This window comes from Affinundibacterium baiyunense, assembly GCF_018139645.1.
In the GTDB taxonomy this organism is placed as follows: domain Bacteria; phylum Pseudomonadota; class Gammaproteobacteria; order Burkholderiales; family Burkholderiaceae_D; genus Undibacterium; species Undibacterium baiyunense.
In genome coordinates this window covers 13,901-38,711 of the sequence record NZ_JAGSPM010000015.1, presented here as the reverse complement: position 1 = coordinate 38,711, position 24,811 = coordinate 13,901, and the positions used below count along the sequence as shown (strand labels likewise).

Annotated in this window: 19 protein-coding genes; 13 read left to right on the top strand and 6 right to left on the bottom strand. The window is 45.7% G+C overall.

The features are described 5' to 3' along the window. The first annotated feature begins 48 nt into the window (after positions 1–48). On the top strand, positions 49–2,016 hold the full coding sequence (locus KDM92_RS17415) for a peptidase U32 family protein (RefSeq protein ID WP_212685654.1): 1,968 nt from the start codon (positions 49–51) through the stop codon (positions 2,014–2,016). A gap of 153 nt (positions 2,017–2,169) precedes the next feature. Here KDM92_RS17415 and cysS read toward each other — a convergent pair whose 3' ends face one another. Continuing rightward, positions 2,170–3,546 (bottom strand): cysteine--tRNA ligase, encoded by a 1,377-nt coding sequence (gene cysS / locus KDM92_RS17410; RefSeq protein ID WP_212685665.1) that lies wholly within the window; start codon positions 3,544–3,546, stop codon positions 2,170–2,172. A 523-nt stretch (positions 3,547–4,069) separates the two neighbouring features. After that, positions 4,070–5,506 carry an aminotransferase-like domain-containing protein gene (locus tag KDM92_RS17405; RefSeq protein ID WP_212685653.1) on the bottom strand — a complete coding sequence of 479 codons (1,437 nt, stop codon included), beginning with the start codon at positions 5,504–5,506 and terminating at the stop codon, positions 4,070–4,072. A 420-nt stretch (positions 5,507–5,926) separates the two neighbouring features. Between KDM92_RS17405 and KDM92_RS17400 the strand changes: the two genes are divergently transcribed. The 7 genes from KDM92_RS17400 to KDM92_RS17370 all read left to right on the top strand — a co-directional run bounded on the left by KDM92_RS17400 (position 5,927) and on the right by KDM92_RS17370 (position 12,011). Next, a complete protein-coding gene (locus KDM92_RS17400; protein WP_186890155.1) occupies positions 5,927–6,385 on the top strand; it encodes a RidA family protein in 459 nt (152 codons plus the stop codon). 81 nt (positions 6,386–6,466) lie between these two features. Further along, on the top strand, positions 6,467–7,660 hold the full coding sequence (locus KDM92_RS17395; RefSeq protein ID WP_212685652.1) for an aminotransferase-like domain-containing protein: 1,194 nt from the start codon (positions 6,467–6,469) through the stop codon (positions 7,658–7,660). Positions 7,661–7,908: 248 nt separating this feature from the next. Continuing rightward, entirely contained in the window at positions 7,909–9,123 is a 1,215-nt protein-coding gene (locus KDM92_RS17390) for a M24 family metallopeptidase (protein WP_212685651.1), read from the top strand. 103 nt (positions 9,124–9,226) lie between these two features. Beyond that, positions 9,227–9,955 (top strand): pseudouridine synthase, encoded by a 729-nt coding sequence (locus KDM92_RS17385; protein ID WP_212685650.1) that lies wholly within the window; start codon positions 9,227–9,229, stop codon positions 9,953–9,955. Positions 9,956–10,059: 104 nt separating this feature from the next. Further along, on the top strand, positions 10,060–10,674 hold the full coding sequence (locus tag KDM92_RS17380) for a ParA family protein (protein WP_212685649.1): 615 nt from the start codon (positions 10,060–10,062) through the stop codon (positions 10,672–10,674). 245 nt (positions 10,675–10,919) lie between these two features. Further along, on the top strand, positions 10,920–11,549 hold the full coding sequence (locus KDM92_RS17375; RefSeq protein ID WP_212685648.1) for a lysophospholipid acyltransferase family protein: 630 nt from the start codon (positions 10,920–10,922) through the stop codon (positions 11,547–11,549). Between the two features lie 15 nt (positions 11,550–11,564). Beyond that, on the top strand, positions 11,565–12,011 hold the full coding sequence (locus KDM92_RS17370) for a flagellar basal body-associated FliL family protein (protein WP_212685647.1): 447 nt from the start codon (positions 11,565–11,567) through the stop codon (positions 12,009–12,011). Between the two features lie 28 nt (positions 12,012–12,039). Here KDM92_RS17370 and KDM92_RS17365 read toward each other — a convergent pair whose 3' ends face one another. The 4 genes from KDM92_RS17365 to zwf form a co-directional block, all read right to left on the bottom strand. Then, positions 12,040–12,879 (bottom strand): HDOD domain-containing protein, encoded by an 840-nt coding sequence (locus KDM92_RS17365; RefSeq protein ID WP_212685646.1) that lies wholly within the window; start codon positions 12,877–12,879, stop codon positions 12,040–12,042. Positions 12,880–13,035: 156 nt separating this feature from the next. After that, positions 13,036–13,947: an SIS domain-containing protein gene (locus tag KDM92_RS17360; RefSeq protein WP_212685645.1), complete on the bottom strand. Its 912-nt coding sequence runs from the start codon at positions 13,945–13,947 to the stop codon at positions 13,036–13,038. A gap of 135 nt (positions 13,948–14,082) precedes the next feature. Further along, on the bottom strand, positions 14,083–14,781 hold the full coding sequence (gene pgl / locus KDM92_RS17355; RefSeq protein ID WP_212685644.1) for a 6-phosphogluconolactonase: 699 nt from the start codon (positions 14,779–14,781) through the stop codon (positions 14,083–14,085). Between the two features lie 75 nt (positions 14,782–14,856). Then, positions 14,857–16,314, bottom strand: a complete 1,458-nt coding sequence (zwf, locus tag KDM92_RS17350; RefSeq protein WP_212674280.1) for a glucose-6-phosphate dehydrogenase — start codon at positions 16,312–16,314, stop codon at positions 14,857–14,859. Between the two features lie 367 nt (positions 16,315–16,681). Between zwf and edd the strand changes: the two genes are divergently transcribed. The 5 genes from edd to mobB all read left to right on the top strand — a co-directional run bounded on the left by edd (position 16,682) and on the right by mobB (position 24,712). After that, entirely contained in the window at positions 16,682–18,529 is a 1,848-nt protein-coding gene (gene edd / locus KDM92_RS17345; protein ID WP_212685643.1) for a phosphogluconate dehydratase, read from the top strand. Between the two features lie 34 nt (positions 18,530–18,563). Continuing rightward, positions 18,564–19,199: a bifunctional 4-hydroxy-2-oxoglutarate aldolase/2-dehydro-3-deoxy-phosphogluconate aldolase gene (eda, locus tag KDM92_RS17340; protein ID WP_212685642.1), complete on the top strand. Its 636-nt coding sequence runs from the start codon at positions 18,564–18,566 to the stop codon at positions 19,197–19,199. A 53-nt stretch (positions 19,200–19,252) separates the two neighbouring features. Then, positions 19,253–20,866, top strand: coding sequence for a glucose-6-phosphate isomerase (gene pgi, locus KDM92_RS17335; protein ID WP_438947489.1), 1,614 nt, complete (start codon positions 19,253–19,255; stop codon positions 20,864–20,866). Positions 20,867–21,303: 437 nt separating this feature from the next. Further along, a complete protein-coding gene (ppc, locus tag KDM92_RS17330; protein WP_212685640.1) occupies positions 21,304–24,060 on the top strand; it encodes a phosphoenolpyruvate carboxylase in 2,757 nt (918 codons plus the stop codon). Between the two features lie 109 nt (positions 24,061–24,169). Next, on the top strand, positions 24,170–24,712 hold the full coding sequence (mobB, locus tag KDM92_RS17325; RefSeq protein WP_212685639.1) for a molybdopterin-guanine dinucleotide biosynthesis protein B: 543 nt from the start codon (positions 24,170–24,172) through the stop codon (positions 24,710–24,712). Positions 24,713–24,811: the final 99 nt, after the last annotated feature.

Here is a 24,811-nt window from a genome sequence, read left to right as displayed (position 1 = left end):
TCCACCCCTTTCTTTTATTCGCATGTTTGCCTACATGTGGGTGTTGCCATGACCTTACGTATTAATGAAATTGAATTACTCTCGCCAGCAAAGACCGTCGAAATCGGTCGAGAGGCAATATTACATGGTGCAGATGCGGTCTACATTGGCGGCCCGTCCTTTGGTGCGCGCCACAACGCAAGTAATGAAATTAGCGATATCGCTAAATTGGTTGAATTTGCACATCGCTATCATGCGAGAATTTTCGTCACACTCAACACGATTTTGCACGACAGCGAGTTAGAACCAGCGCAAAAATTGATCGGGCAATTCTATGATGCTGGCGTCGATGCCTTGATCGTACAAGACATGGGCGTGATGGAACTAGATATTCCACCGATTCAAATTCACGCGAGTACACAATGCGATATTCGCACGCCAGCCAAGGCGCATTTTCTCGGTGCTTCTGGTTTTTCACAATTGGTGTTGGCACGTGAATTAACGATAGCGCAGATTAAAGCGATCAAGGCACAAACCAACACGCCACTTGAATATTTTGTGCATGGCGCTTTGTGTGTTGCTTACTCAGGTCAATGCTATATCTCACATGCAAAAGATGGTCGTAGTGCGAATCGTGGCGATTGTTCGCAGGCTTGTCGCTTGCCTTACACCTTAACCGATAGCGAAGGTCGTGTAGTAGCGTACGATAAGCATTTGTTATCGATGAAAGATAACGACCAGAGTGCGAATCTAGAAGCATTATTGGATGCCGGTATTCAATCCTTAAAGATTGAAGGGCGTTACAAAGATATGGGCTATGTGAAAAATATTACAGCCCATTATCGCCTGCTATTAGACGAAATCCTAGAACGTCGCCCCGAGTTTTATCGGGCTTCTAGCGGACGCACGCAGATCGCATTTACGCCAAATGTTGATAAGACCTTTCATCGTGGTCATACCGATTATTTTGCGAATGGTCGCCTAGATAATATTGGCGCGTTTGACTCTCCGAAGTTTGTCGGATTACACATAGGTTATGTCACGCGTTTGGGACCAGATTGGTTTGAATTAGAAACCAATGAAGATTTAGCCAATGGCGATGGATTAAACTACATGCATAAACGCGAGGTTGTAGGCGTTCATGCAAATACCGTAGAAAAGAAGCAAACCAACGAGAATGGCACTATTTGGCGCGTCTATCCAAATGAGAAAATGGCCGAATTTGCGAGCCTAAAAGTTGGCATGTCGGTACAACGAAACCGCGATCAACAATGGGAAATGGCATTGACCAAAAAGTCATCAGATCGCAAAGTCGGTTTATGGATGACCTTGAGTGACCATGAGCATGGCTTAGTGTTGAGTTTGTCTGATGCTGACGGTGTCACCAGCAGTACTTCGGTCGCCATCAAATTAGAAGCTGCGCAGCAAGCGGAAAAGGTGGATGCAAGCTTGCGTGAAAACCTCGCAAAGTTGGGTGCTTCAATGTTTTACCTAGAACAATTGAATGTGAATTTAAGTCAGCCGTGGTTTGTTCCAACTTCAGTAATCAATGCATTGCGACGCGACGCTGTCAGTGCGCATGAACAAATGCGCGTTCATGCATGGCAACGGCCATTACGCGCGGAGGCTGAGGAGCCGCCAGTTGCATATCCAGAGACAACACTAACTTACTTGGCAAACGTCTATAACCAGAAAGCCAGCCAATTCTATAAAAAGCATGGCGTGCAATTGATTGCGGCTGCTTATGAAGCGCACCAAGAAGCGGGTGAAGTGCCGGTTATGATTACCAAGCATTGTTTGCGTTTCTCGTTTAACTTATGCCCTAAGCAGGCGAAGGGTGTGACGGGTGTGCAGGGACAAGTGAAAGCAGAACCGATGACTTTGATTAATGGCGATGAAAAAATCACTTTGCGCTTTGATTGCAAACCGTGCGAAATGCATGTGATGGGAACGATGAAACCACACATCTTAAAATCGCCACCACCATCGACGGTGCTGAGTCCTGTGGTTTTTCATAAATCTAGGCCGACAAAATAAGTCTAGGTGACTATTAATGAGTCCCAATACTAAGTCCCAATAAAAAATGGTGTGAAGAAAATATATTCTTCGCACCATTTTTGTTTTCAAGACGATTTTTTTGATCGAACTAGTTCAGTTCTAGATCCGCTCTAGTTCAGATCAAATGACAATTTACGAAGCTGCTTTCACGACCATGCCGGCTGGTGTGTCTTCAACCTCAAAGCCTTCTGCCTTAATCGCGTCACGCAAGCGATCTGATTCTGCCCACACTTTATTTTGACGCGCTACTTTGCGTAGTTCAACTAATTCTAAGATATGTGCTGGAATAGCCGTTTTCTTTGGTTCCCAAGCTGCTAAATTCAGACCTAACATTTGATCAAAATAATCCAAACTGGCTTTTTTATTTGCGTCACTGATATTGGACTTCAGCATTTCCCACATCACTGCAATCGCTTTAGGCAGATTCAAGTCTTGGTTCACTTCTGCTTTGAATCGTGCGGCGTAATCTTGATCGACCGTGCCACCTGTAGGCAGGCCGAAATAGGTTTCGCGCAAACGGTTTAATCCAGTTTGTGAAGCTTTTAAGGAATCCCAGCTAAAGTTAAGTTGACTGCGATAATGTGCGGATAAGCACAACCAGCGATAAGCGAGAGGATCGATGTTTTCGTCGATCAAGGTTTGCAGACGCAGAAAATCACCACTCGATTTTGACATCTTGCCAGCATCGATTTGCAAGAAATAACCATGCATCCAAAAGTTAGCTAGACGAGTGCCATGACATGCTTGGTTCTGGGCGATTTCATTACTATGATGAATCGCGATATGATCTTCGCCACCGCAATGAATATCAAACCAAGGCTCCAAGTACTTCGCGGACATGGCCGAACATTCGATATGCCAGCCAGGGAAACCACGTCCCCAAGGACTATCCCATTCCATTTGGCGGGTGCTGCCTTCTGGGCTAAATTTCCACAGTGCGAAGTCAGTTGGACTTTTCTTTTCGCCGAGTTCAACGCGCTTACCTGCTTCTAAACCTTCACGATTGAGACGCGCTAGATAGCCATAATCGTCTTGTTTGGAAGTGTCGAAATAAATGCCATCAGAGGTTCGATAGGTATAGCCTTTTTCTTCGATTACACTGATAAAGTCGATTTGCTCGACGATGTGATCAGTGGCTTTACACCAAACTTTTGGTTCGAGAATATTTAAACGCTGAATATCTTCTTTGAACGCAACAGTGTACTTTTCTGCGATTTCCCAAGCAGTTTGCCCAGTGCGTCGTGCGCCTTTTTCCATTTTGTCTTCACCATCATCTCCATCCGATACGAGGTGACCTACATCGGTGATGTTGACGACATGGCGAACGTTGTAGCCATTTAATTCAAGTGCGCGGCGCAGCACGTCCTCAAATAAATAAGTACGTAAATTGCCGATGTGGGCATAGTCGTAGACCGTCGGACCGCAACAATACAGACCAACCCAATCTTGATGAATCGGAGAGAAAGGGCGTAGGGAGCGTTCCCAATTGTCGTAAAGTTGGATTTCCATTTGGTCAGTCATTGGTTGGGTGATGGTTAAATTCAAGCAGTGATCAATGATCGGTGCACTCAATACTTAGATCAAGATGTGAAGCGCGATTTTTATTCTCTGCTAGCCCGATATTATCGCTTAAAACCAGTGCTTCTCGTAGTAAAGCGCCAATAATTGGGATGATTTTTTGCGTGGACTTAGCTTGTTTATAAAATGATTGCAGATTGCTTGCAAAAGCAAGCGTAAAATGCGCATTTGTGAAATCAAATTTAAAGTCAGTTTAAGGGGGCATTAACTAGACTTAATAGACTTAATTTGCGTCAATTTGCTGGATGTTGCCAAGAGAAGCGCTGTACTATAAGCGTGACGATTTGCTGAATCGCGAACCTTCACGTTTACCGCTTGCAAATCATGTTGAAACTAGGGTGATGAAACAATCGACATCGATCACTTCTGTATAACTAGTTAATAGCGAAACGACCTCACTTTTTCAATAATCTAGGTTTTATCTGTGATTTTTTTTTTTGCTATTTTTTTAAAGCTAACTGAGTTCGCCTTCTAAGAAATTCCATACCCCAGAATCTGCCATAGCAGCCACGTTTAAGCGCATATGGGTCGATGGTAATTGATGTGGCGAGAATAGACTTCCAGGTGCTAGTAGAAAGCCTTTCTCTAATGCACGCTCGGTCATCGCGATTGTGTCTTTTCCGGTATCGACCCATAAGAACATGCCAGCAGGCGTACGATATTGCACGCGCATACCGATTTTTTCAACTCGATTGGTTACTTCGTCACGTGCATTATCAAGTTTGCTGCGAATACGATCGACGTGCTTTCGGTAATGTCCCTCGGATAAAATTTTATGGACAACACGTTCACTAATTTCATTGGTGGTTAAACTCGACAGCATTTTACGATCAGCTAAACGTATGGCTGTTTCACGCGATGTAGCGATAAAGCCGACGCGTAAATTGGCAGCCAGCGTTTTTGAAAATCCACCTAAATAAATAACGCGATTCAGTTGGTCTAGCGCGGATAAACGTGTGGCAGCTTGCACTGCTGAGCCCGGATGCATATCGCAATAGATATCGTCTTCGACGATCATAAAATCATGTAGTTCGGCCGTCTTTAAGACCTGAAAAGCTTTTGCCGCAGATAGCGAGGTTGAAGTTGGATTGTGTAAGACGGAATGAATGATATACAGCTTGGGTTTGTGCAGCGCTGCTAACTCTGCCAATTTGGCGACGTCGGGCCCATCATGCAAGCGCGGAATGCCGATCACTTTGGTGCCCAGCGTGGCAAAGGTCGCAAACATTAAAAACCATGCTGGATCATCGACAAATATCGTATCGCCAGGCTGGGTGAATTCGCGCGCGACTAAATCTAGCGCTTGGGTGACACCATTGGTCGTGACAATTTGTTCCGGTGCGGCGGCAATTTCAAGCTCTGCCAGTTTCAATTGTAATTGCTGGCGGAACGGTAAAAATCCTTGTTGTGTGCCGTAATGCAAAAGCAAACTTTGATTTAAACGACTCACCGCGCGCAGACCATTTGCGACCAATTCTCCATCTAACCATTCATGCGGCAATAAACCAGACCCAGGCATTTTTTGTGGCGGCAATTGCCGCAGCATATTCCGAACTAACCAGACAACATCGGGTTGTTGTGAGCTGGGGATTTCTTGGGTGTGATGGTGACTGGTATTGATTAAAGAAGCGCGTTCACGTACGAAAAAACCAGAACCTCGACGTGATTCTAAATAGCCATTGGCGACCAGGCGGTCATAAGCCTCGACAACAGTAAAGCGCGAGACTTTTTGTTCATCTGCAAATTGTCGAATTGAAGGCATGCGAGAACCGGTTCGAAGTAACTTATCATCAATTCGACATGCAACCGAGCGCACAATTTGCTCTACCAATGATCCGCCTGAATCACGAGAGACGACACTGCCGATAGTGAGTTGAGAGCTAGATCGCATGAGTGAGCCTTTGGTTCTGTATTGGTAAAAGTGCCGTGACAGTGTGAATTCTATTTAGTTAATTGTATTGGTACTGTATCGGTTTTTGCGGTTAGCATAGCATGAAATATAAATAATGAAATGCCAAATTCAGTGACCGGATAGTGAATCGCAGAATCTTGTCGACACACCATTTACGGCGACTCGCTGGGCATAGAGATGATTCAAAAATCATGAAGTTTCGATACTTAAATTGTTGGAATTGCTTGGTTTTGATCAAGATTCACTCAAAAGCGTGCTGAAACCTCTGTGCATTTGAGTTGTTTTTCGTTTCCCCAGTGGTCTTGTTAGTACTTGCCCCTTACAATGTCGGCTGTCTTTGTTTGAGAACTATTCGCACAAGAGAATTTGGTTGCGGAATCACTTTGTTGAGGAATCTTTATGTCAGTTTATGAAAAACTAAAAGCGTTAAATATTGAATTGCCAGCAGTTGCAGCACCAGCTGCCGCCTATGTCATGCATGCGCAAACTGGAAATACAGTATTTTTGTCTGGCCATATCGCGAAAAAAGACGGCAAAGTGTGGGTTGGGCAATTAGGGAAAAATATGGAAACCGCAGAAGGCAAAGAGGCAGCACGTGCGATTGCGATTGATTTGTTGGCGACCCTGCAAGACGCTTGCGGCGGTGATTTGACCCGTGTTAAACGCATTGTGAAGTTAATGAGTTTGGTAAATTCAACTGCTGATTTTACTGAACAACATTTAGTGACGAACGGTGCATCTGAGTTGATCGGTGAAGTATTTGGTGAACAAGGTAAGCACGCTCGCTCAGCATTTGGCGTGGCGCAAATTCCATTGGGCGCTTGTGTTGAAATCGAAATGATCGCTGAGATCGCTTGAATCTATTAGTTTGTCTGAGAAATTTGTTTGTGCTGTATTGCAAATCGATCGTGTTGAATTTTTTTCTGAAGTGAATTAAGTATGAGCCTGCAAAATTTAAAACCAATTGAGTGGAAATTTTCTGAACGTGCGGAGCAGTTACAAAGCTCGGCAATTCGTGAAATTTTAAAAGTAACGATGCGTCCAGAAGTGATTTCTTTTGCAGGTGGCTTACCTTCGCCAGAGACTTTTCCAGTTGATCGCATGCGTGCAGCATTTGACAAAGTGTTAGCGGAAAATGGTAAAACTGCTTTGCAATACGGTACAACTGATGGTTATGCGCCATTGCGCGAATTCATCGCAAAATCCTTGTCTACGCAAGATTGTACGATCACCGCTGATCAAATCATGATGGTGTCCGGCTCGCAGCAAGGCTTGGATTTGTTGGCAAAAGTGCTGGTTGATGAAGGTAGTAAGATTTTAGTAGAAACGCCAAGCTACCTTGGTGCATTGCAGGCGTTCTCTGTGTATCGCCCTGAATTTGTATCGGTCGAAATGGATAACGACGGCGTGGTGCCAGCATCCGTTGCGGCGAAAGGCGAGGGCGCGAAATTATTTTACGCTCTGCCTAACTTCCAAAATCCAACCGGCCGCACATTGTCGGTCGAGCGTCGTAAAGAATTGGTAGAAACTTGCGCTCGCATGGGTATTCCATTGATCGAAGATAATCCTTACGGTGATTTATGTTACAGCGGTGAACCTTTGCCTAAGCTGTTAAATATGAATCCCAATGGTGTGATTTATCTTGGTTCATTCTCGAAGATTTTGACACCGGGTATCCGACTCGGTTATATGGTTGCTCCAGTACCTTTGATTCGTAAGTTAGAGCAAGCTAAACAAGCAACGGATTTGCATACCTCAACCTTGACGCAAATGGCAGTGTACGAAGTGATTAAGGATGGATTCTTGGATCAACATATCCCAAGTATTCGTCGTTTTTACTCTGCACAATGTGACGTGATGTTGGCAGCAATGACTAAGCATTTCCCAGAAGGCGTGACATGGACACGACCACTGGGTGGCATGTTTATTTGGGCAACTTTGCCTAAGCATATTCATAGCAAGGATTTGTTAGCCGATGCAATCGCAAATAATGTGGCATTCGTGCCGGGCGGACCTTTCTATGCAAATGAGGCGGAGACAAATACCTTCCGCTTAAGCTTTGTTACGGTATCGCCAGAGAAAATCAATGAAGGCATAGAAAAAATCGGTAACTTGATTAAAGCGCGCATGTGAGCACATAAGAGTGTACATAAGTGAACATACGAGTGCATATTTGAAGTCACTTTTCTGATTTCAATTACCGTACTTAAATCGCACTAAAATCGTACTAAAAAAGGCTTGTCAAAAGAATGACAAGCCTTTTTTGTTATGCTGATTTCGTCACGCTTATTCAGCATGGGAACAAGACCAAGTTGGCATAATTTGTTAAAGTCTTTTGTATTATCGTTTTTTAATTTGAATCGACTCAAAGGAAATCTATTATGCGTTCAATTGGTGGCTCAAATGCAGCAACAGAATTGGCTGGCATTGTCAAAGACCTGTCACATGTTCGTCCAATTACCAATCAAGAGCGTCAACAAAGACGCGACAAAGCAAGCGCTTTGATGCAACAGCAAGGGATCGCGGCTTTAGTCTTAAGCGCGAGTACTAGCTTGTATTATTTCACTGGTTTGTCTTGGTACCAAAGTGAACGTCTAGTAGGCGCGGTGATGACTAACTCCGGTAAATTGATCTTTGTAAGTCCCGCCTTTGAAGATTCAAAATTACGTGAGACGCTCGGTGATCAAGCGGATATTCGTTTATGGGAAGAAGATGAAAATCCTTACACCTTAGTTGCGCAAATTCTTAAGGATGAAAACTTACAGGGCAAAGTGGCTTTGGATGAAGCCGCGCCGTTTTTTATTGCGGATGGCTTGGGTCAAGCTTTGTCTTCTTATGTCATCGTCAATGCTATGGTGATCACAGCAGAATGCCGTATGCATAAATCGGCGAATGAAATTGCACTGATGCAGGCAGCAAAAAACATCACCCTTGAGGTGCAAAGACGCACGGCAAAAATTTTGCGCGAAGGCATTTCATCCGCTGAAGTAGCAGATTTTATCAATCAAGCACATCGCGCATTTGGTGGTAGCAGTTCGACTTTTTGCATCGTCAGCTTTGGCTTGCCGACTTCGATTCCACATGGCCCTGACGGTGTTCAGTATTTGAAGGAAGGTGACATGGTGCTGATTGATACTGGCTGCATGGTAGAGCGCTATCATTCAGACATTACGCGTAGTTACGTATTTGGTGAGCCGACCGCGCGTCAACGCAGCATGTGGGATTTAGAGAAGGCGGCACAAGCCGCAGCATTTGAGGCGGCTCAAATTGGTGTCCCATGTGAAGTAGTTGATGCGGCTGCACGTCGAGTTTTGGAAGCTGCGGGCCTAGGCCCAGGTTACAAAACCCCAGGTTTGCCACATCGCACCGGACATGGAATTGGACTTGATATTCATGAGTGGACGTATTTGGTGAAGGGAAATAAAACCCCACTTGCGGCAGGTATGTGCTTTAGCAATGAACCAATGATTTGTCTTGATGGTGAATTTGGCATTCGTTTAGAGGATCATTTTTATATGACAGAGCAAGGGCCAAAATGGTTTACTGGCCAAAGTCATGCCGTCGATGCCCCGTTTGGTGTTTCGGGTAGTGCTTGATTGCTATCTTCTCAGCGCAAAAAAGCCTGCATGTGCAGGCTTTTTTGCTTCTAGTCATCCTTAGCAGGTAAAATGCAGGCTTGCATTTTTTGAGCATTTTTCTATGAGTAAATTGTCCTTTGACCGTGTTTTGCAATCGCAAGGCTTCGGTACTCGGAAGTATTGTCGTGAGCTGATTGAGGACGGTGAAGTTTCTATTGCCGGTGTGGTGCACGATAACTACAAAGAGCTAATCGAAACGCAGGGCTTGGTTTTTACCATTTTTGAAGAAGAATGGACTTATCGTGAACACGTGTATTTATGTTTGAATAAGCCAGCAAACTTCGAATGTTCGCGTAAGCCTTCGCATCATCCTGGTGTGTTAACTCTATTGCCGGAACAGCTCGCGTGGCGCGATGTGCAACCAGTCGGGCGCTTGGATCATGACACGACAGGCATGTTATTGATGTCGGATGATGGACCATTTATTCATGCGCAATCATCCCCCAAAAGACATGTTCCCAAGTTGTATGTTGCGACTACTGCCGATCCAGTGACCGACGAACTCATTCAAAAATTATTATCGGGCGTGCAATTACATGATGAACCCGCACCGTTAGCAGCGCAAAGCTGTGTTCAGATTGCTGAATTTCAGTTGCAAATTGTGTTGGAACAAGGAAAATACCATCAAGTTAAACGTATGTTGGCGGCAGCTGGAAATCACTGCGCTGCTTTAACACGTACGGCAATTGGACAGTTAACTTTGGCTAGCTTGGGCTTGGAAGAGGGGGAATGGTGCTATTTGGAGCCAGAACATTTGGCTTTGTTAGTACCTGATTTAGAAAATTCCTAGTTGGGAAAACTCCTGATTTTCTTATTTCACATGTTGCGGTATTGCTAGCATTGCGGTTGGTAGAATTTCTTGGCTCTATTATGTTGATTCGATAAGGAAAAGCTATGCTCGTAATTGCGGTGATGAATCCTAAAGGCGGCGTTGGTAAGAGTACCTTTTCAACCAATTTAGCGGGTTACTTTGCCTCACAAGGCCATCAAGTTATGCTTGGTGATGCCGATGCTCAACATTCCTCGCGTGCATGGTTGTCGTTGCGTCCTGCGCATTTGCCGTTGATTACAGGTTGGGAAATCTCTGACGGTAATATCGTCAAGCCACCAAAAGGAACTAGTCACGTCGTGATTGATACTCCTGCGGGCATAAAGGGAAACAAGCTAGATGCCATTTTAAAAATCGCCCACAAAGTGGTTGTGCCGCTTCAAGCATCCATGTTTGATATCTTGGCGACCGAGGATTTTTTGAAAAAACTGGCGAAGCGTGATGAGAAGTGCGAAGTTGGCGTATTGGGAATGCGCGTGAATGCGCGTACTAAAGCAGCGGATCAGTTGGCACACTATGTCACACAACTCGGTCTACCGGTATTAGGCTATTTGCGCGACACGCAGAACTATATTCAATTAGCTGCGCATGGCGCGACACTTTGGGATGTGGCGCCGTCTAAAGTGGAAAAAGATTTGGCACAATGGGACGAACTGTTGTCTTGGATCTCAAAGAAATAAATTGCGGTATTTTTTGATCACCGTGTGTTTGGTGAGATTGAATTCTGCAAAGTAGTTGACCAAATTAATGCTGCAAAAACAATGCAGCAGAAAAATAAAACAAAATCATAAAAACACTCACCTTGAAACCGCAAGTAACAAACGACGATAAACCGATGTAAGAACCATTTTGTTGGATGATTTTCTGTTTTTTCTTCTGCTCTAACATTGTTTAAATGTCGCTCGGCTTGCAAAGCGATCACCTTATGCATTTCACCATCTTTAAGACGCCAATTATCAACACCCTCATGCGTTGGATTTCCATGCTGATCTTACGCTTGTTGGGTTGGCGCGTAGATCATACTGCTGCAGATATTCAGAAAGGTGTTTTGATTGCGGCACCACACACAAGTAATTGGGATTTTCCGATTGCACTGATGATTTGTTTTGTATTGCGACTGGATGTCTATTGGATGGGGAAGTCCAGTTTGTTTCCACCTGTCTTGGGCGCAATCATGCGTTGGTTGGGCGGGATTCCTGTGGATCGCTCTCGCGCTGGGAATTTGGTTGAAGCGACCATCGAGGCATTCAATCAAAATGAAAAACTGCTAGTGATCGTGCCACCTGAAGGTACGCGCGGTAAAGTGACGCGTTGGAAAACTGGGTTTTACTACATTGCGCAAGGTGCGGGTGTCCCGCTTGGTTTAGGCTACGTGGATTTTAAAGAAAAGATTGGCGGCGTCGGTAAATTGTTCTATCCTTGCGGCAACATTGATGAAGATATGGTCTTGATCAAACAGTTTTATGCAGGATTTACGGGTAAAAATCCACAGCAATTTGACGCTGAGCAAATTCAGGTAAACGTTTCTAAGCCTGCGGATAAAGAGCCTGATTAATAAGGACTTCACTCGATGCCAATCAATAAGATGATTCCTCCAAAGAAAAAAGTTGCTTCCGATCGATTTGCCATGATTGCGGCATCGGTGGTATTGCTATTTTTTGCAGGGGTGGCGTTATTTATCTATCTTGGGCGCGTTGCTGACAGAAATATTTCAAATTCGACTTATGCTGAGCTACAGCAAAATATTGTCAATGATCAAGGTATGGTTGCCAGATTATCTGTCAGTGTCCAAGTCAGTAGAGACGATGATGAGTGGCTTGCAGATAATAAAGCAGCATTGAACGAGCAATTTAGAAAAGAACTAACCTCTTTGGACTTAGAGACTTTGCGGACTAAGGAAGGGCTACAGGAATTGCAAGATGAATTAACCCGTAAATTGAACCTCGTTTTTAAGACAGATAAAATACAGGCTGTGATGGTGACAGAGCTACTTTTACAAGATCAGCGTAACGATTAATTCCATTCACGCAGATTCAAAGTGGTCGCTACAAATCTGTTTGCTCTAATTTCTTAAATTTAATTCTCGCTTCTTCAATTAAGGTATCGAGCGAAGCTTGATCTAAATTTAAGCTATTCCACGAAACTACCGATACCGATATCGTTTGTGTTGCGGGCTCATCTGAATGGTTGAGCATATGTGTAATGCCATCAGCAACATGAATGATCGACGCTAAAAAACCAATACCAGGTTGGTCAGGATGATGATGTCCAGCGATGGCATTCTTCATTACTTCAGAAAAATTCCATTCAACTGCTAAAGCCTCTCCAACAGCTGAGTGGTCGATACCTAAGATTTTTCGTTCAGCTTCGAATTGCGTTGCGAGGCCTGATTTGCGATAGGCAATGACTTCTTCAAACTGTTGCGGAAATAATGTGACTAGTGCAAGCAGTCCGATGTCGTGCAGTAAGCCTGCTGTGAATGCAACATCCTCATTAAAATTCATGCGCCGCGCAATCAATTTGGAGATAAAAGCAACGCCATTTGAATGTTTCCAAAAGGCTTTGTGATCAAAGCCTCGGCAATTATTCTCCGGAAAGCAACCAGATAAGGCGGCTGATAGGACCATTTGTTTGACGGTTTCCATTCCTAGTAAGGAAATCGCTTGCTGTATAGTCGTGACTTTGATTAAGGTTGAATAAAACGGTGAATTGGCGTAACGCAAAGTCTTGGCTGTGAGGGCGAGATCTTGCGTAACTTTTTTTGCGAGGATGGAGATATCTGCGTCTTCTTGCTCGAGATTATTCAGCAACTCCATCACAACTGCCGGCAAAGTCGGCAGATCTTTGAGGTTATCAGTAACCTGCTGCAAACTAAGTTGAGTCATAAGCGGCTATTCCTTTTTATTGATGTGAATAGCTTGCCAGAAATTACAGTTTTAGTGCATGTTTTTTTTGATAATCACCGAGAGTTTGTTGTAATCGTATTCATGACGTCGGGTTCGTGACATCGAGTTCGTGACTGCGTATCTGTTAGAGTATGCTCAGTTCATTTCATCCAATTTTGTTACGAGGCGTTTTTCAGAAATGCTCGCTTTGGCACGCTCAAGCATATCAATGGCAGCCGGTCCGCGTAGTAAGGTGACCGCGACTGCCAAGGCATCAATGTAAGTCAAATGTGCTAAACGCGAAGTCATCGGTGTATAGATATCAGGATCTTCTTCTACGTCCACGCTGATATGCACATCTGCTAATTCGGCGAGGGGGCCACCGCTCGCACATAAGACCAAGACTTTAGCGCCTGTGTCTTTTGCTAATTGCACACTACGGATCAAATCGCGTGTGCGCCCCGTGCGAGAGAAGGCGACGACGAGGCAATCACTATTGAGTAAGCTCGCCGATTGCGCTTGTAAATGGGCATCACAAAATACCGTGGTCGGAATGCCGAAGCGGAAGAATTTGAGTTGTGCGTCAATGGCTAATGCGCCAGAATAACCAAGGCCATAACATTCAATCCGACGAGCACGTGCCAACAAATTGACCGCCGCTTCGAAGGTCGCGCTATTCGCGTTATTCCGCGCTTCCATTAAGGCAGCGATGGTGCGATCAAAGACTTTGGGTAAAACGTCTTTCACTTGATCCGCTTGATTTACGTCGAGATGCAAATAGGGAATGCCAGTCGCTAAACTTTTTGCAAAGGCGAGCTTGAAGGATTTAAAACCATCAAATCCTAGTGATTGAGCAAAGCGTGCTACGGTTGGTTCACTCACATTACATACTTGCGCCAACACGCGTATCGACATCTCTAGTGCATCGTGCGGCTTCTGCAGTAGAAAATCAGCAACTTGTCGCTCGGCGCGACTCAATGCTGTGCTGGCGACACGTATGCGCGCTAGTAATCCTTTTTCGGGTGGATTATTGGTCGTGGTATTTTTATTTGAAAGAACGTTGACCATGGTGTGGTTACCTTTTGTCTCTTATGATTTGTTTTGCTGATCAAGTCAAAATGAATATACGTTTAAAGAAAGTGCGAGCTTATGGGACGCGCTTTCATTGCTGTTTCGTAGTGAATTCAAAATAGCACTCATTGCTTACGGACACCAAAAAACCTCAATCTGACATTGTGCCTGTTTTAATAAATTACCGATAGGCAGATCACTGCTCAATGCGTTTTCAAAGACCTCGCGTTTTTCATTGCCGGTAATCACCAACCAGATTTTTTCGGTTTGTAATAGGCGCGGCAAAGACAAAGAAATACGTGTTTGATGGGTTTGCGGATGGACCGCAGCGAGGCAGTCTAAACCATCGGCTTGTACTGGTGCACCCGGAAATAATGAAGCGATATGGCCGTCGGCGCCCATGCCTAACAAAACTGCGCTAAAGCATTCTGGGAGTTGTTTTTGTAAGCGCTCGTTAATCGCTTCCATCGCTACTTCCGGCGTGTTCGCGGCATTTTTTAAGGAGACTAGATGCCATTGTTTACCGACACTTTGTGATAAACATTTCTTGAACAAACCTTCATTACTTTGTGGATCATTGTCATGCACCCAGCGTTCATCAGTAGCGGTCAATAGTACATTCGCCGTTGCGCGTTGTGCCAGTGCTTGATCGAGTTCTCTATAGATTGGTGCTGGCGTGGAGCCACCCGCTAAGGCGAACGCTGCAGGGCGCTTGCTCAGGCTGGCATCGTCAATTAAATGCATCCATTCACTCACCAATGTGTGAGTGAGTTCAGTAAAATTCTCAAAGCTGCGAAATTGCGCTTGATTGTCGGGTTGGTGCTTGGCCATGAGAACGCTATTCCTATTGCTATTGTAAGCTGCTTGCGCGCTTGTACTTGAGTTGATTACGCCTTCCATTATTACTTAGCCTTCCACATACTCTTCGCCCCACGCTGCCCCGTGTTGCGCTAATAAGTAACTTGCTGCCGCTGGGCCCCAGCTGCCAGCGATATAGGATTTCAAGCCTTCGGCATCATTGTCCCAAGCTGACATGATGGGATCGATCCATTCCCACGCCGCACCCAATTCATCGTCACGTACGAACAAAGTCAAATCGCCGTGCAAGGCGTCGAGTAACAAGCGTTCATAAGATTCGACACGGCGCAAGTTCGATGCTTCCGCAAAATCCAAATTCAAAGCGACGTCGGATAAGCGTATGCCTTCACCTGGTTCTTTCGCCTTCATAAACAATTGCACGCTTTCTTCTGGTTGCAGGGTAATAACTAGACGATTCGAGCGTAATGGACCTTGACCTTTACCGAAAATGGAATACGGAATTGGTTTGAAATTAATCGTAATTTCCGCGCAACGACTTGCCATACGTTTGCCAGTGCGTAAGTAGAACGGCACACCCGCCCAACGCCAGTTATCAATTTCAGCGCGAATCGCGACAAAGGTTTCAGCGCGGCTAGAAGCAGGTACACCCGGCTCATGTTGATAGCCGATAACGGGCTTGCCATCGACTGCGCCAGCGCGGTATTGACCACGTACGGTCTTCTTCGCTACATCGTCGGCTGTGAATTTGCGTAGAGCGCGTAAGACCTTGACTTTTTCATCGCGGATCGCATCAGGATTAGCGTTGACTGGCGGTTCCATCGCCACGATAGACACCAATTGCAATAAGTGGTTTTGCACCATATCGCGTAAGGCACCAGTCTTGTCGTAGAAGTCACCGCGAGTTTCCACCCCGACTTGTTCGGAAATCGAAATTTGTACATCTTGTATCCATTTGCGATTCCACAAAGGTTCGAGGAAGGAATTGGCAAAACGTAGTGCAAATAAGTTTTGTACCATTTCTTTGCCGAGGTAATGATCGATACGATAGATTTGGTTTTCGTTTAGATACGTGCGCAGTGCGGTATTGATTTCTTTGGCAGATTTGGCGTCACGACCCAAAGGTTTTTCAACCACCACTCGGGCGTTGCCTTCGACTAGACCGTGTTTCGATAATTGCTCAACCACGGGAATAAAAATATCCGGGCCGATCGCCAAATAAAATAATTTTGCTTTGGTAGTGTCAGCGTTCACGCGCGCTTTCAATGCGTCGAAGTCAGTTGGCACTTTTGCATCAATTTTTGCGTAGCCAGTCAGTGCTAAAAAGGCCGCCAATTGCTCGGCCGTGCCATTTGCCTTTGCTGCATAGGTTTCGATGCTAGCGGCAACGCGGGTACGGAAGTCATCGTCGCTTAAGGCTTCACGTGCCGCGCCAATAAAACTAAATTCGGGGTCGAGACGTCCATTGACGAACGCGCTGTACAGTGCAGGAATGATCTTGCGTTTTGCCAGATCGCCAGTACCGCCAAACAATACAAATGTAGTCATGTGGACTCCGAATAATTTTAATGGGTGAAAAGATTCTTCAAGCCGTTCAACACAGGGGTAAGGGCATGTCTTCATAAGACACAGTGAAAAACAAGAGATATTCTTTTTTTTATCTCCTGCTTTTCTCCATAGCTCTGTGCCTCTGTGTCGAGAGGTTTAAATTTTAGATTCGTTTGATGCTTAGTTAACGTCATAAATTATGCCATAGCTTAAACCATATTTCTTCAAAAATGTAGTTTCATTACGATTTTTTTGATGGTTTTTATGTTTTAAATGAAAAAATATCGCTTTTCTGAAAGTTTGTTACAGTATTTTTCTGTTTTTGTGCTATCTTTCACTTATTCGAATTAGATACCCCCACAAAACTATGACGACATCTGGACAACAAACTCAACAAGTTGCAATCAACGCGGTGGTTGATGCAGTCACACGGCGCATTACTGAGCGTAGTAAAGCTTTGCGTGCTGAATACTTAGCTCGCCTAGAGCAGTTGCGCAATCGTGGCCCACGCCGCGCCAGCTTGTCATGCGCTAATCAAGCGCATGCGAATGCGGCAGCGGATAGCAAAACCAAAATCTGGCTGAACCAGGCGCAAAAACCGAATATCGGTATCGTGACTGCCTACAACGATATGTTGTCCGCCCATCAGCCTTATGCCACTTACCCTGATCAGATTAAGGAAGCCGCACTGCGCTTCAACGCAACGGCGCAGGTGGCAGGCGGCGTGCCAGCGATGTGTGATGGTGTCACGCAAGGCCGACCAGGTATGGAATTGTCTTTGTTCTCGCGTGATGTGATAGCGCAAGCGACCGCAATTGCTTTGTCGCACGATGCCTTCGATGCGACTTTGTGTTTGGGTATTTGCGACAAGATTGTGCCGGGTTTGCTCATTGGCGCTTTGGCTTTCGGTCATTTGCCAACAGTATTTATTCCCGCCGGTCCTATGGGCTCAGGTTTGTCGAATAAAGAAAAAGCAGCAGTACGCGAGCGCTATGCCCAAGGTAAAGCGACTAAAGAAGAATTGTTGGCGGCAGAGAGTGCGGCCTATCATAGCGCGGGCACCTGCACTTTCTATGGTACTGCGAATAGTAATCAAATGTTGTTGGAAGCGATGGGCTTGCATTTGCCAGGCGCGGCGTTCGTACACCCATCCGATCCATTACGCCATGCCTTGACTGATGCAGCAGTTGAGCAAGTATTGAAGTTGACGGAAGCGGGCGGCAACTATCGTCCTATCGGTCACGTGGTGAATGAAAAAACGATAGTGAACGCGGTGATTGCTTTGTTAGCGACGGGCGGTTCAACCAATCACACAATTCACTGGATTGCGGTAGCACGTGCGGCAGGCATCCTCATTGATTGGCAAGATTTTGATGAATTGTCTTCAGTGATTCCATTATTGACACGGGTTTATCCGAACGGCACTGCGGACGTCAATGCCTTCGAAGATGCAGGTGGTCCAACTTTCGTGATCCGTGAGTTGTTATCGCAAGGCTTGATGCATGCGGATGTGATGACGATTTTTGGCGACCAAGGTTTGGCCTCGCATACAACACGTCCAGAATTAAAAGATGGAAAAGTAGCATTTGTTGCGCATCCAGAAAAATCCAGTGACCCAGCGGTTGTTCGTAATGTAGATGAGCCATTTGCTGCAACAGGTGGCCTTCGTTTATTGCAAGGTAATTTAGGTCGAGCCATCGTGAAAGCTTCCGCTGTACCGGAAGAAGCTTGGATAGTGCGCGCACCAGCCAAGGTTTTTGAATCACAAGACGCACTAGTGAATGCTTATAAAGCAGGGCAATTGAACCAAGATTTCGTCGCGGTGGTGATCTTCCAAGGTCCACAAGCGAACGGAATGCCGGAGCTGCATCACTTCACACCCGTGCTCGGCAGTTTGATGTCGGCAGGTTACAAAGTCGCTTTGGTCACCGATGGTCGTATGTCTGGCGCGTCGGGCAAAGTTCCGGCCGCTTTGCATGTGAGCCCTGAAGTCGCACAAGGTGGACCACTCGGTAAAGTACGTGACGGTGACATGATTGAACTGAACGTGCATACCGGTGAATTGCGTGCTTTGGTCGGTGACGCAGTGTGGGCAAGTCGTACAAATCCAAGTATCGGTATCGATAGCAGCTACGGCTATGGACGTGATTTGTTTGTCGCGCAACGTCGCGTCGTCACATCGCCAGAGCAGGGCGCTTCGACTTTGTTTATTTAATTCAGGCTAATTTAATTTTCATATTGAGACGACTATGATAACGACAGCAACGATTATTTCTCAACTGGCACAAGTACGCGTGCTGCCTATCTTGGTAACCGATGACGTGGATCAAGCGATTCGTTGCGTGACGACCTTGGCAGAAAATGGCTTGCCTGCGGTTGAAATTACTTTGCGCACGCCAAACGCCATGACAGTCTTGCGTGAAGTGGTAAAGGCATGTCCAACAGTGACCGTTGGTGCGGGAACGATTTTGACGCCAGCGCAACTCGATGCGGTACGCAATACAGGTGCGGCGTTTGGTATTAGTCCAGGGATTACGCCAGTATTAGCAAAAGCAGCTGCCGAGTCTGGTTTGCCTTATTTCCCGGGTGTGGGTGGTGCAAGTGATTTGATGCTGGCCTTGGAAAATGGATTCAATGTCGTCAAATTATTCCCATCCGATATCGTCGGTAGCGTGAAGATGGCCAAAGCACTTGGTGGACCATTTCCCGATGTGAAATTTTGTTTGACTGGCGGCGTTACGGTGGAATCGACGTCGACTTTATTGCAGCAATCGAATGTTTTGTGTGTTGGTGGTTCTTGGATGTGTCCAGCGAATTTGATCAGTACAAATGATTGGGGGGCAATTGGACAATTGGCAGCGCAGGCAGCGGCGGCAGGTAAGTAAATTTTAGTAGTTCGGTTTTTAATTCATTTTTCTCAGATTGTTTGATCATGGCTATCTCAGTTTCTCGTACTCCATTGTGGTGTTTGTTACAGCAACGCGCGAATAATATGCCGAGCTTGAAAGAGTTGTTTCGCGCTGATCCGCAGCGGTTTAAGCACTTTTCTGCTTCTGCTTGCGGCATGTTGTTGGACTATTCCAAACAACGCATGGACACGACGGCGAAACTCAATTTGTTAGCCTTAGCGCGCCAACAAGAAGTGGAATCACGTCGTGATGCAATGCTGCGCGGTGAAGCAATTAATAATACGGAAAATCGCGCCGTCTTACACACCGTATTGCGCTTGCCTAAGGGCGAGAAATTTATGCTCAATGGCGAAAATATTGCGGCAGATGTGCACAGTGTCTTAGCGCAAATGCGCAGTTTCAGCGACGCGGTACGTGAAGGTCGCTGGTTGGGTTACACCGGCAAGCCAATTCGCACGATTATCAATATCGGTATTGGTGGTTCGGATCTCGGTCCACAAATGGCTTGCATCGCTTTGGCACCATGGTCGCAAAAAAATCTGTCGCTACATTTTGTCTCGAATGTCGATGGTCGCCACGTAGCTGATTCTTTAGAAAACGCCGATCCAGAAACAACACTGATCGTGGTCGCTTCTAAAACTTTTACGACGATGGAGACCTTGACCAATGCCCGTACAGCACGTGAGTGGATGTTGAATCATGGTTGTCCTGAAGATCAAATTCGTCAACACTTCGTCGCTTTAAGTACCAATGTGAAAGCGGCGGCGGCCTTCGGTATTGCAGAAGAAAATGTGTTCCCATTTTGGAATTGGGCGGGTGGTCGTTACTCGATGTGGAGCGCGATTGGTTTGTCGATTGCCTTATACGTTGGCGCAGATCGTTTTGAAGAGATGTTGGCTGGCGCACACGAGATGGATTTGCATTTTGCGCAAGCGCCGTTAGAGCAGAATTTGCCCGTCTTGATGGCATTGATTGGCGTTTGGAATATCAACTTCCTTGGCTTACAAGCTTTGTCCATCGCGCCGTATCACCAACGTATGACACGCTTGCCAGCCTACTTGCAACAATTAGAAATGGAAAGTAATGGTAAATCGGTCACGCGTGAAGGTCAGCGCGTCGATTACACGACCTCACCAATTTTGTTTGGTGAAGCGGGAACCAATGGTCAGCATGCTTACTTCCAATTGCTGCATCAAGGCGCGACGATTATTCCTACCGATTTTATCGTCGTCGCCGATGATGATGCGGGCTTGCCAGGTCATAACCAAGCTTTGTTAGCGAATTGCTTCGCGCAATCAAAAGCGATGGCATGGGGTAAAAACATCGATGAAGTGCGTGCAGAATTAGGTGATCTACCTGAAAAAATGTTGGCGCCACGTGTGTTTGAAGGCAATCGTCCGACCTCGACTTTGTTGCTCGATTCATTGACGCCGCGCTCACTTGGCGCATTGATCGCGCTATATGAACATAAAGTATTTGTGCAATCGGTGATCTGGGATATCAATGCGTTTGATCAATGGGGTGTCGAATTGGGTAAATCCTTGGCGCAACAATTGATCAGCCTCGATCCTGCAGCGGTCAAAGAAGAATACGATAGTTCAACCAAGGGTTTGCTAAAAGCTTTGACCAAGCGCCATCGTTAACGTGAGTAATTCCCTCTCCCGCAAGCGGGAGAGGGCTAGGGTGAGGGCGGTTCAGCAGATGATACACGCTATATCGACGCTATAATTTGTCAATAATCAGCTTGGACGACTTTAATAATCAGCCATTTTCTGAATCACCCTCATCCCCAACCCTTCTCCCGCTCGCGGGAGAAGGGAGTCGACGCGGAAACGCTCAAGAAAACTACTAACTGAAGTTGGAATTACCAGTTGCTCCAGCCCTAAAAATTCGAGGAATTTCTTTTGGACCTATGACTATTTTCCTCAACAAGAATTGTAGGCATTTGATTTATATTGACTGAAGCTGATATACCAGCCAAAGCACGATGAGCTTTGTTAAGATGTTTTAACTTTTTATTTGCACCAACTCGCATAAACTAATTACTTTTCATATTCCCTAAAACCATTTAAAGCTGATCATGAACGATATCGCTGACGATAAAGACCAGAGCCTCCGTGAAGACATCCGCCGCCTTGGGCGCATTTTGGGTGACACGGTGCGAAATCAACACGGTGAAGAAGTTTTTTCGCTGATTGAAACGGTACGTCAAAACTCCATTCGTTTTCGTCGCGATGCCGATGTCGCGGCGCGTGCAGAATTGGAAAACACCTTAGATACGCTGACCAATGATCAGACCACGCATTTGATTCGTGCCTTCAGTTATTTTTCCCACTTAGTGAATTTAGCGGAAGATCAGCATCATATTCGTCGTACTCGCGCCCACTTGATCGCCGGCTCGGCGCCGCGTCGTGGAAGTTTGGCACATACGATAGAGACTTTATTTTCGGGCGAGAATGCGGCAGAAAATCTGTCCAATTTTTTTCAAACCGCCGAAGTCAGTCCCGTATTGACCGCGCATCCTACAGAAGTTCAGCGTAAGAGTATTTTGAATTGCCAAATGGTGATCACGCGTTTATTGGATGAACGTGATCGTATGCAATTGACGCCAGAAGAATCACGCGCTAACGAAGATGCTTTACAACGTGCAGTATTGACTTTGTGGCAGACGCGTATGTTGCGTATGTCGAAACTGTCCGTGCTCGATGAAGTTGAAAATGGCCTGAGTTTTTACGACTATACTTTCTTGCGCGAATTGCCGCATTTGTATGCAGGCTTGGAAGATTTACTCGCCAGTAAAGATAAGCGGTTCGAGAAGACGGAATTGCCAAGTTTTATGCGATTGGGTAGTTGGATTGGTGGTGATCGCGACGGTAATCCATTTGTGACAGCCAGTGTGTTGGAAAAAACGCTAACCATGCAATCGACGCGTGCTTTCAAATTCTATTTGGAAGAGTTACACACGCTGGGTTCGCAATTGTCGATGGCGACCTTGCTGGTGAAAGTATCTCCAGAATTGGTGGCATTGTCTGAACGATCTCCCGATCACTCACCACATCGTGCGGATGAACCGTATCGTTTGGCAGTCAGCGGCGTTTATGCTCGCTTGGCAAGTACCTTTAAAAACTTGCTGGGACTTGATCCTGTAATCGCACCTTGTGGTATCGCCGATGCGTATGCTAGCGCAGAAGAATTAGTCGCTGATCTCGATGTGATTCATCAATCTTTATCTGACAATGGCTCGATCGGTATCACCCGTGGTCGTTTGCGTCATCTGCGTCGTGCAGTTCGTGTGTTTGGTTTCTACCTCGCACCGATAGACTTGCGTCAAAATTCGGATGTACATGAGCGCGTGGTGGCAGAGTTGCTTAAAGCAGCGAATCCAACTATGGATTATTTGTCATTGAATGAAGATCAACGGATTGAAGTCTTGGTGGCTGAAATTAGTTCTTCACGCCCATTGGCGTCACCGTATCTAACGTATTCCGAAGAAACTCAATCTGAGCTGGCGATTTATCGTGCGGCTTGTACAGCGCAACAGCGTTACGGCAAGGGGGCGGTGCCGAATTGCATTATCTCAAAGACCGACGGTGTTTCCGATATGTTGGAACTCGCCTTACTATTGAAAGAATCTGGTTTATTGCATCCTGCCGAAGCGCGTCTTGATGTGAATATTATTCCGCTGTTTGAAACGATAGGTGATTTGCAAAACAGCGCGCCTGCGATGGATAGATTGTTTGCGATCCCGGCTTATGCACGTTTGTTGGCGAGTCGAAACAATGCGCAAGAAGTCATGCTCGGCTATTCAGATAGTAATAAAGACGGCGGCTTCTTGACCTCCGGTTGGGAATTGTACAAAGCTGAAATTGATTTGGTCGAAGTCTTCGCCAAGCATCAAGTGCGTTTGCGCTTATTCCACGGTCGTGGTGGTTCCGTTGGTCGTGGTGGCGGTCCTAGCTATCAAGCGATTCTGGCGCAACCTGCGGGAGCGGTCCAAGGCCAAATTCGTTTGACTGAGCAAGGTGAAGTCATCACCGCAAAATACGCGAATCCTGAAGTGGGGCGTCGCAATTTAGAAGTCTTGGCAGCAGCAACGATGGAAGCGAGTTTGCTCTCGCATACGGAATTAGTACCACGTCCAGAATTTCTCAAGACCATGGAAGCCTTGTCCGAAAACGCCTTTAAAGCGTATCGAAATATGGTGTACGAGACCGAAGGTTTTGAACAGTATTTCTGGGAATCGACCGTCATTTCAGAAATTGCTGGTTTGAATATTGGCAGTCGCCCCGCATCGCGTAAGAAGTCGACCGCGATTGAAGATTTGCGCGCGATTCCTTGGGTGTTTAGTTGGTCACAATGCCGTTTGATGCTACCAGGCTGGTTTGGATTTGGTAGTGCGGTGAAGCAGTATTTGGAGGCGAATCCAAGCAATGGTTTGGAGACTCTGCAAGCGATGTTTAAAGAATGGTCGTTCTTCTCGACTGTGTTGTCGAATATGGAAATGGTGTTGGCGAAGAGTGATATTGGAATTGCGAGTCGTTATGCGCAATTGGTGAAAGATGAGGAATTACGCAATCGCATTTTCCCACGTTTAGAAGCGGAACATGTATTGACAATTGCTGTTTTGAAGCAGATTTCAGGCCGTGAAGATCTCTTGTCGGATAACCCATTGCTCAAGCGTTCTATCGTCAATCGTTTCCCGTATTTATCGCCTTTAAATCATGTACAAGTTGAACTCTTAAAACGCTATCGTAATGGCGACGAAGATGAACGCGTGCGGCGTGGGATTCATTTGTCAATTAATGGTATTGCGGCTGGTTTACGTAATAGTGGCTAAGTTGGTGTATGCATGATTTATTTTTAATCTTGATTTGAAATAAGCACGCAATTAATTTAGGGGAAAGTATTTCGGTATACTTTCCCCTTTTTTGTCGATGGGTTTCATCATGCATGCAGCTATTTTGGGTGTGGTAGGGTGGTCGGGGAGTGGCAAGACAAGCCTGCTTGAATATTTGGTGAAACAGTTGTCGCAGTCAGACAAACTGATTAATGTCGTAAAGCATAGTCATCACGATGTGAGTCTAGAGCCCATGCATAAAGATAGTGCAAGATTGCGTACCGCCGGTGCCGGGCAAGTTCTGTTGGCATCGCCTTATCGATATGCCATTGTAAAAGAATTACGATCAACACCAGAACCTAGTTTGGGCGAATTATTGCTACAACTTGAACCCGCTGATCTCACCTTGGTTGAGGGTTATAAGTGGGCCAATTTGAAAAAAGTCGAGGTGTATCGACCTTCTTTAGGTAAGCCTGCGATATATGCGAATGATGATCATGTTATTGCCGTTGCCTCTGATATAGCTAGGCCAGTCGACTGCCCTGAACAATTGATGTGGTTAGATTTAAATTCTCCTCAATCGATATTAGATTGGATATTGCAAGAGTTATCAGCGGGGAATCTGGCGTGTGACTGGAAAAATTTGCAATAAGATGGTGATGTGTTTTACTGCTGCTATCAATTTCGTCTTTATTGAACTAATTTACGCAAATATTTTTTTAGAAGCCTAAAGTATTTGGTGTTTTTGTCC

Coding starts and splice junctions, on each gene's coding strand:
- KDM92_RS17395 (WP_212685652.1), top strand. CDS start 6,467: ATGAGCCTGCAAAATTTAAAACCAATTGAGTGGAAATTTTCTGAACGT.
- eda (WP_212685642.1), top strand. CDS start 18,564: ATGATAACGACAGCAACGATTATTTCTCAACTGGCACAAGTACGCGTG.
- pgl (WP_212685644.1), bottom strand. CDS start 14,781: ATGGCCAAGCACCAACCCGACAATCAAGCGCAATTTCGCAGCTTTGAG.
- cysS (WP_212685665.1), bottom strand. CDS start 3,546: ATGGAAATCCAACTTTACGACAATTGGGAACGCTCCCTACGCCCTTTC.
- edd (WP_212685643.1), top strand. CDS start 16,682: ATGACGACATCTGGACAACAAACTCAACAAGTTGCAATCAACGCGGTG.
- KDM92_RS17385 (WP_212685650.1), top strand. CDS start 9,227: ATGAGTAAATTGTCCTTTGACCGTGTTTTGCAATCGCAAGGCTTCGGT.
- KDM92_RS17380 (WP_212685649.1), top strand. CDS start 10,060: ATGCTCGTAATTGCGGTGATGAATCCTAAAGGCGGCGTTGGTAAGAGT.
- KDM92_RS17415 (WP_212685654.1), top strand. CDS start 49: ATGACCTTACGTATTAATGAAATTGAATTACTCTCGCCAGCAAAGACC.
- ppc (WP_212685640.1), top strand. CDS start 21,304: ATGAACGATATCGCTGACGATAAAGACCAGAGCCTCCGTGAAGACATC.
- zwf (WP_212674280.1), bottom strand. CDS start 16,314: ATGACTACATTTGTATTGTTTGGCGGTACTGGCGATCTGGCAAAACGC.
- KDM92_RS17375 (WP_212685648.1), top strand. CDS start 10,920: ATGCATTTCACCATCTTTAAGACGCCAATTATCAACACCCTCATGCGT.
- KDM92_RS17370 (WP_212685647.1), top strand. CDS start 11,565: ATGCCAATCAATAAGATGATTCCTCCAAAGAAAAAAGTTGCTTCCGAT.
- mobB (WP_212685639.1), top strand. CDS start 24,170: ATGCATGCAGCTATTTTGGGTGTGGTAGGGTGGTCGGGGAGTGGCAAG.
- KDM92_RS17365 (WP_212685646.1), bottom strand. CDS start 12,879: ATGACTCAACTTAGTTTGCAGCAGGTTACTGATAACCTCAAAGATCTG.
- KDM92_RS17360 (WP_212685645.1), bottom strand. CDS start 13,947: ATGGTCAACGTTCTTTCAAATAAAAATACCACGACCAATAATCCACCC.
- KDM92_RS17400 (WP_186890155.1), top strand. CDS start 5,927: ATGTCAGTTTATGAAAAACTAAAAGCGTTAAATATTGAATTGCCAGCA.
- KDM92_RS17390 (WP_212685651.1), top strand. CDS start 7,909: ATGCGTTCAATTGGTGGCTCAAATGCAGCAACAGAATTGGCTGGCATT.
- KDM92_RS17405 (WP_212685653.1), bottom strand. CDS start 5,506: ATGCGATCTAGCTCTCAACTCACTATCGGCAGTGTCGTCTCTCGTGAT.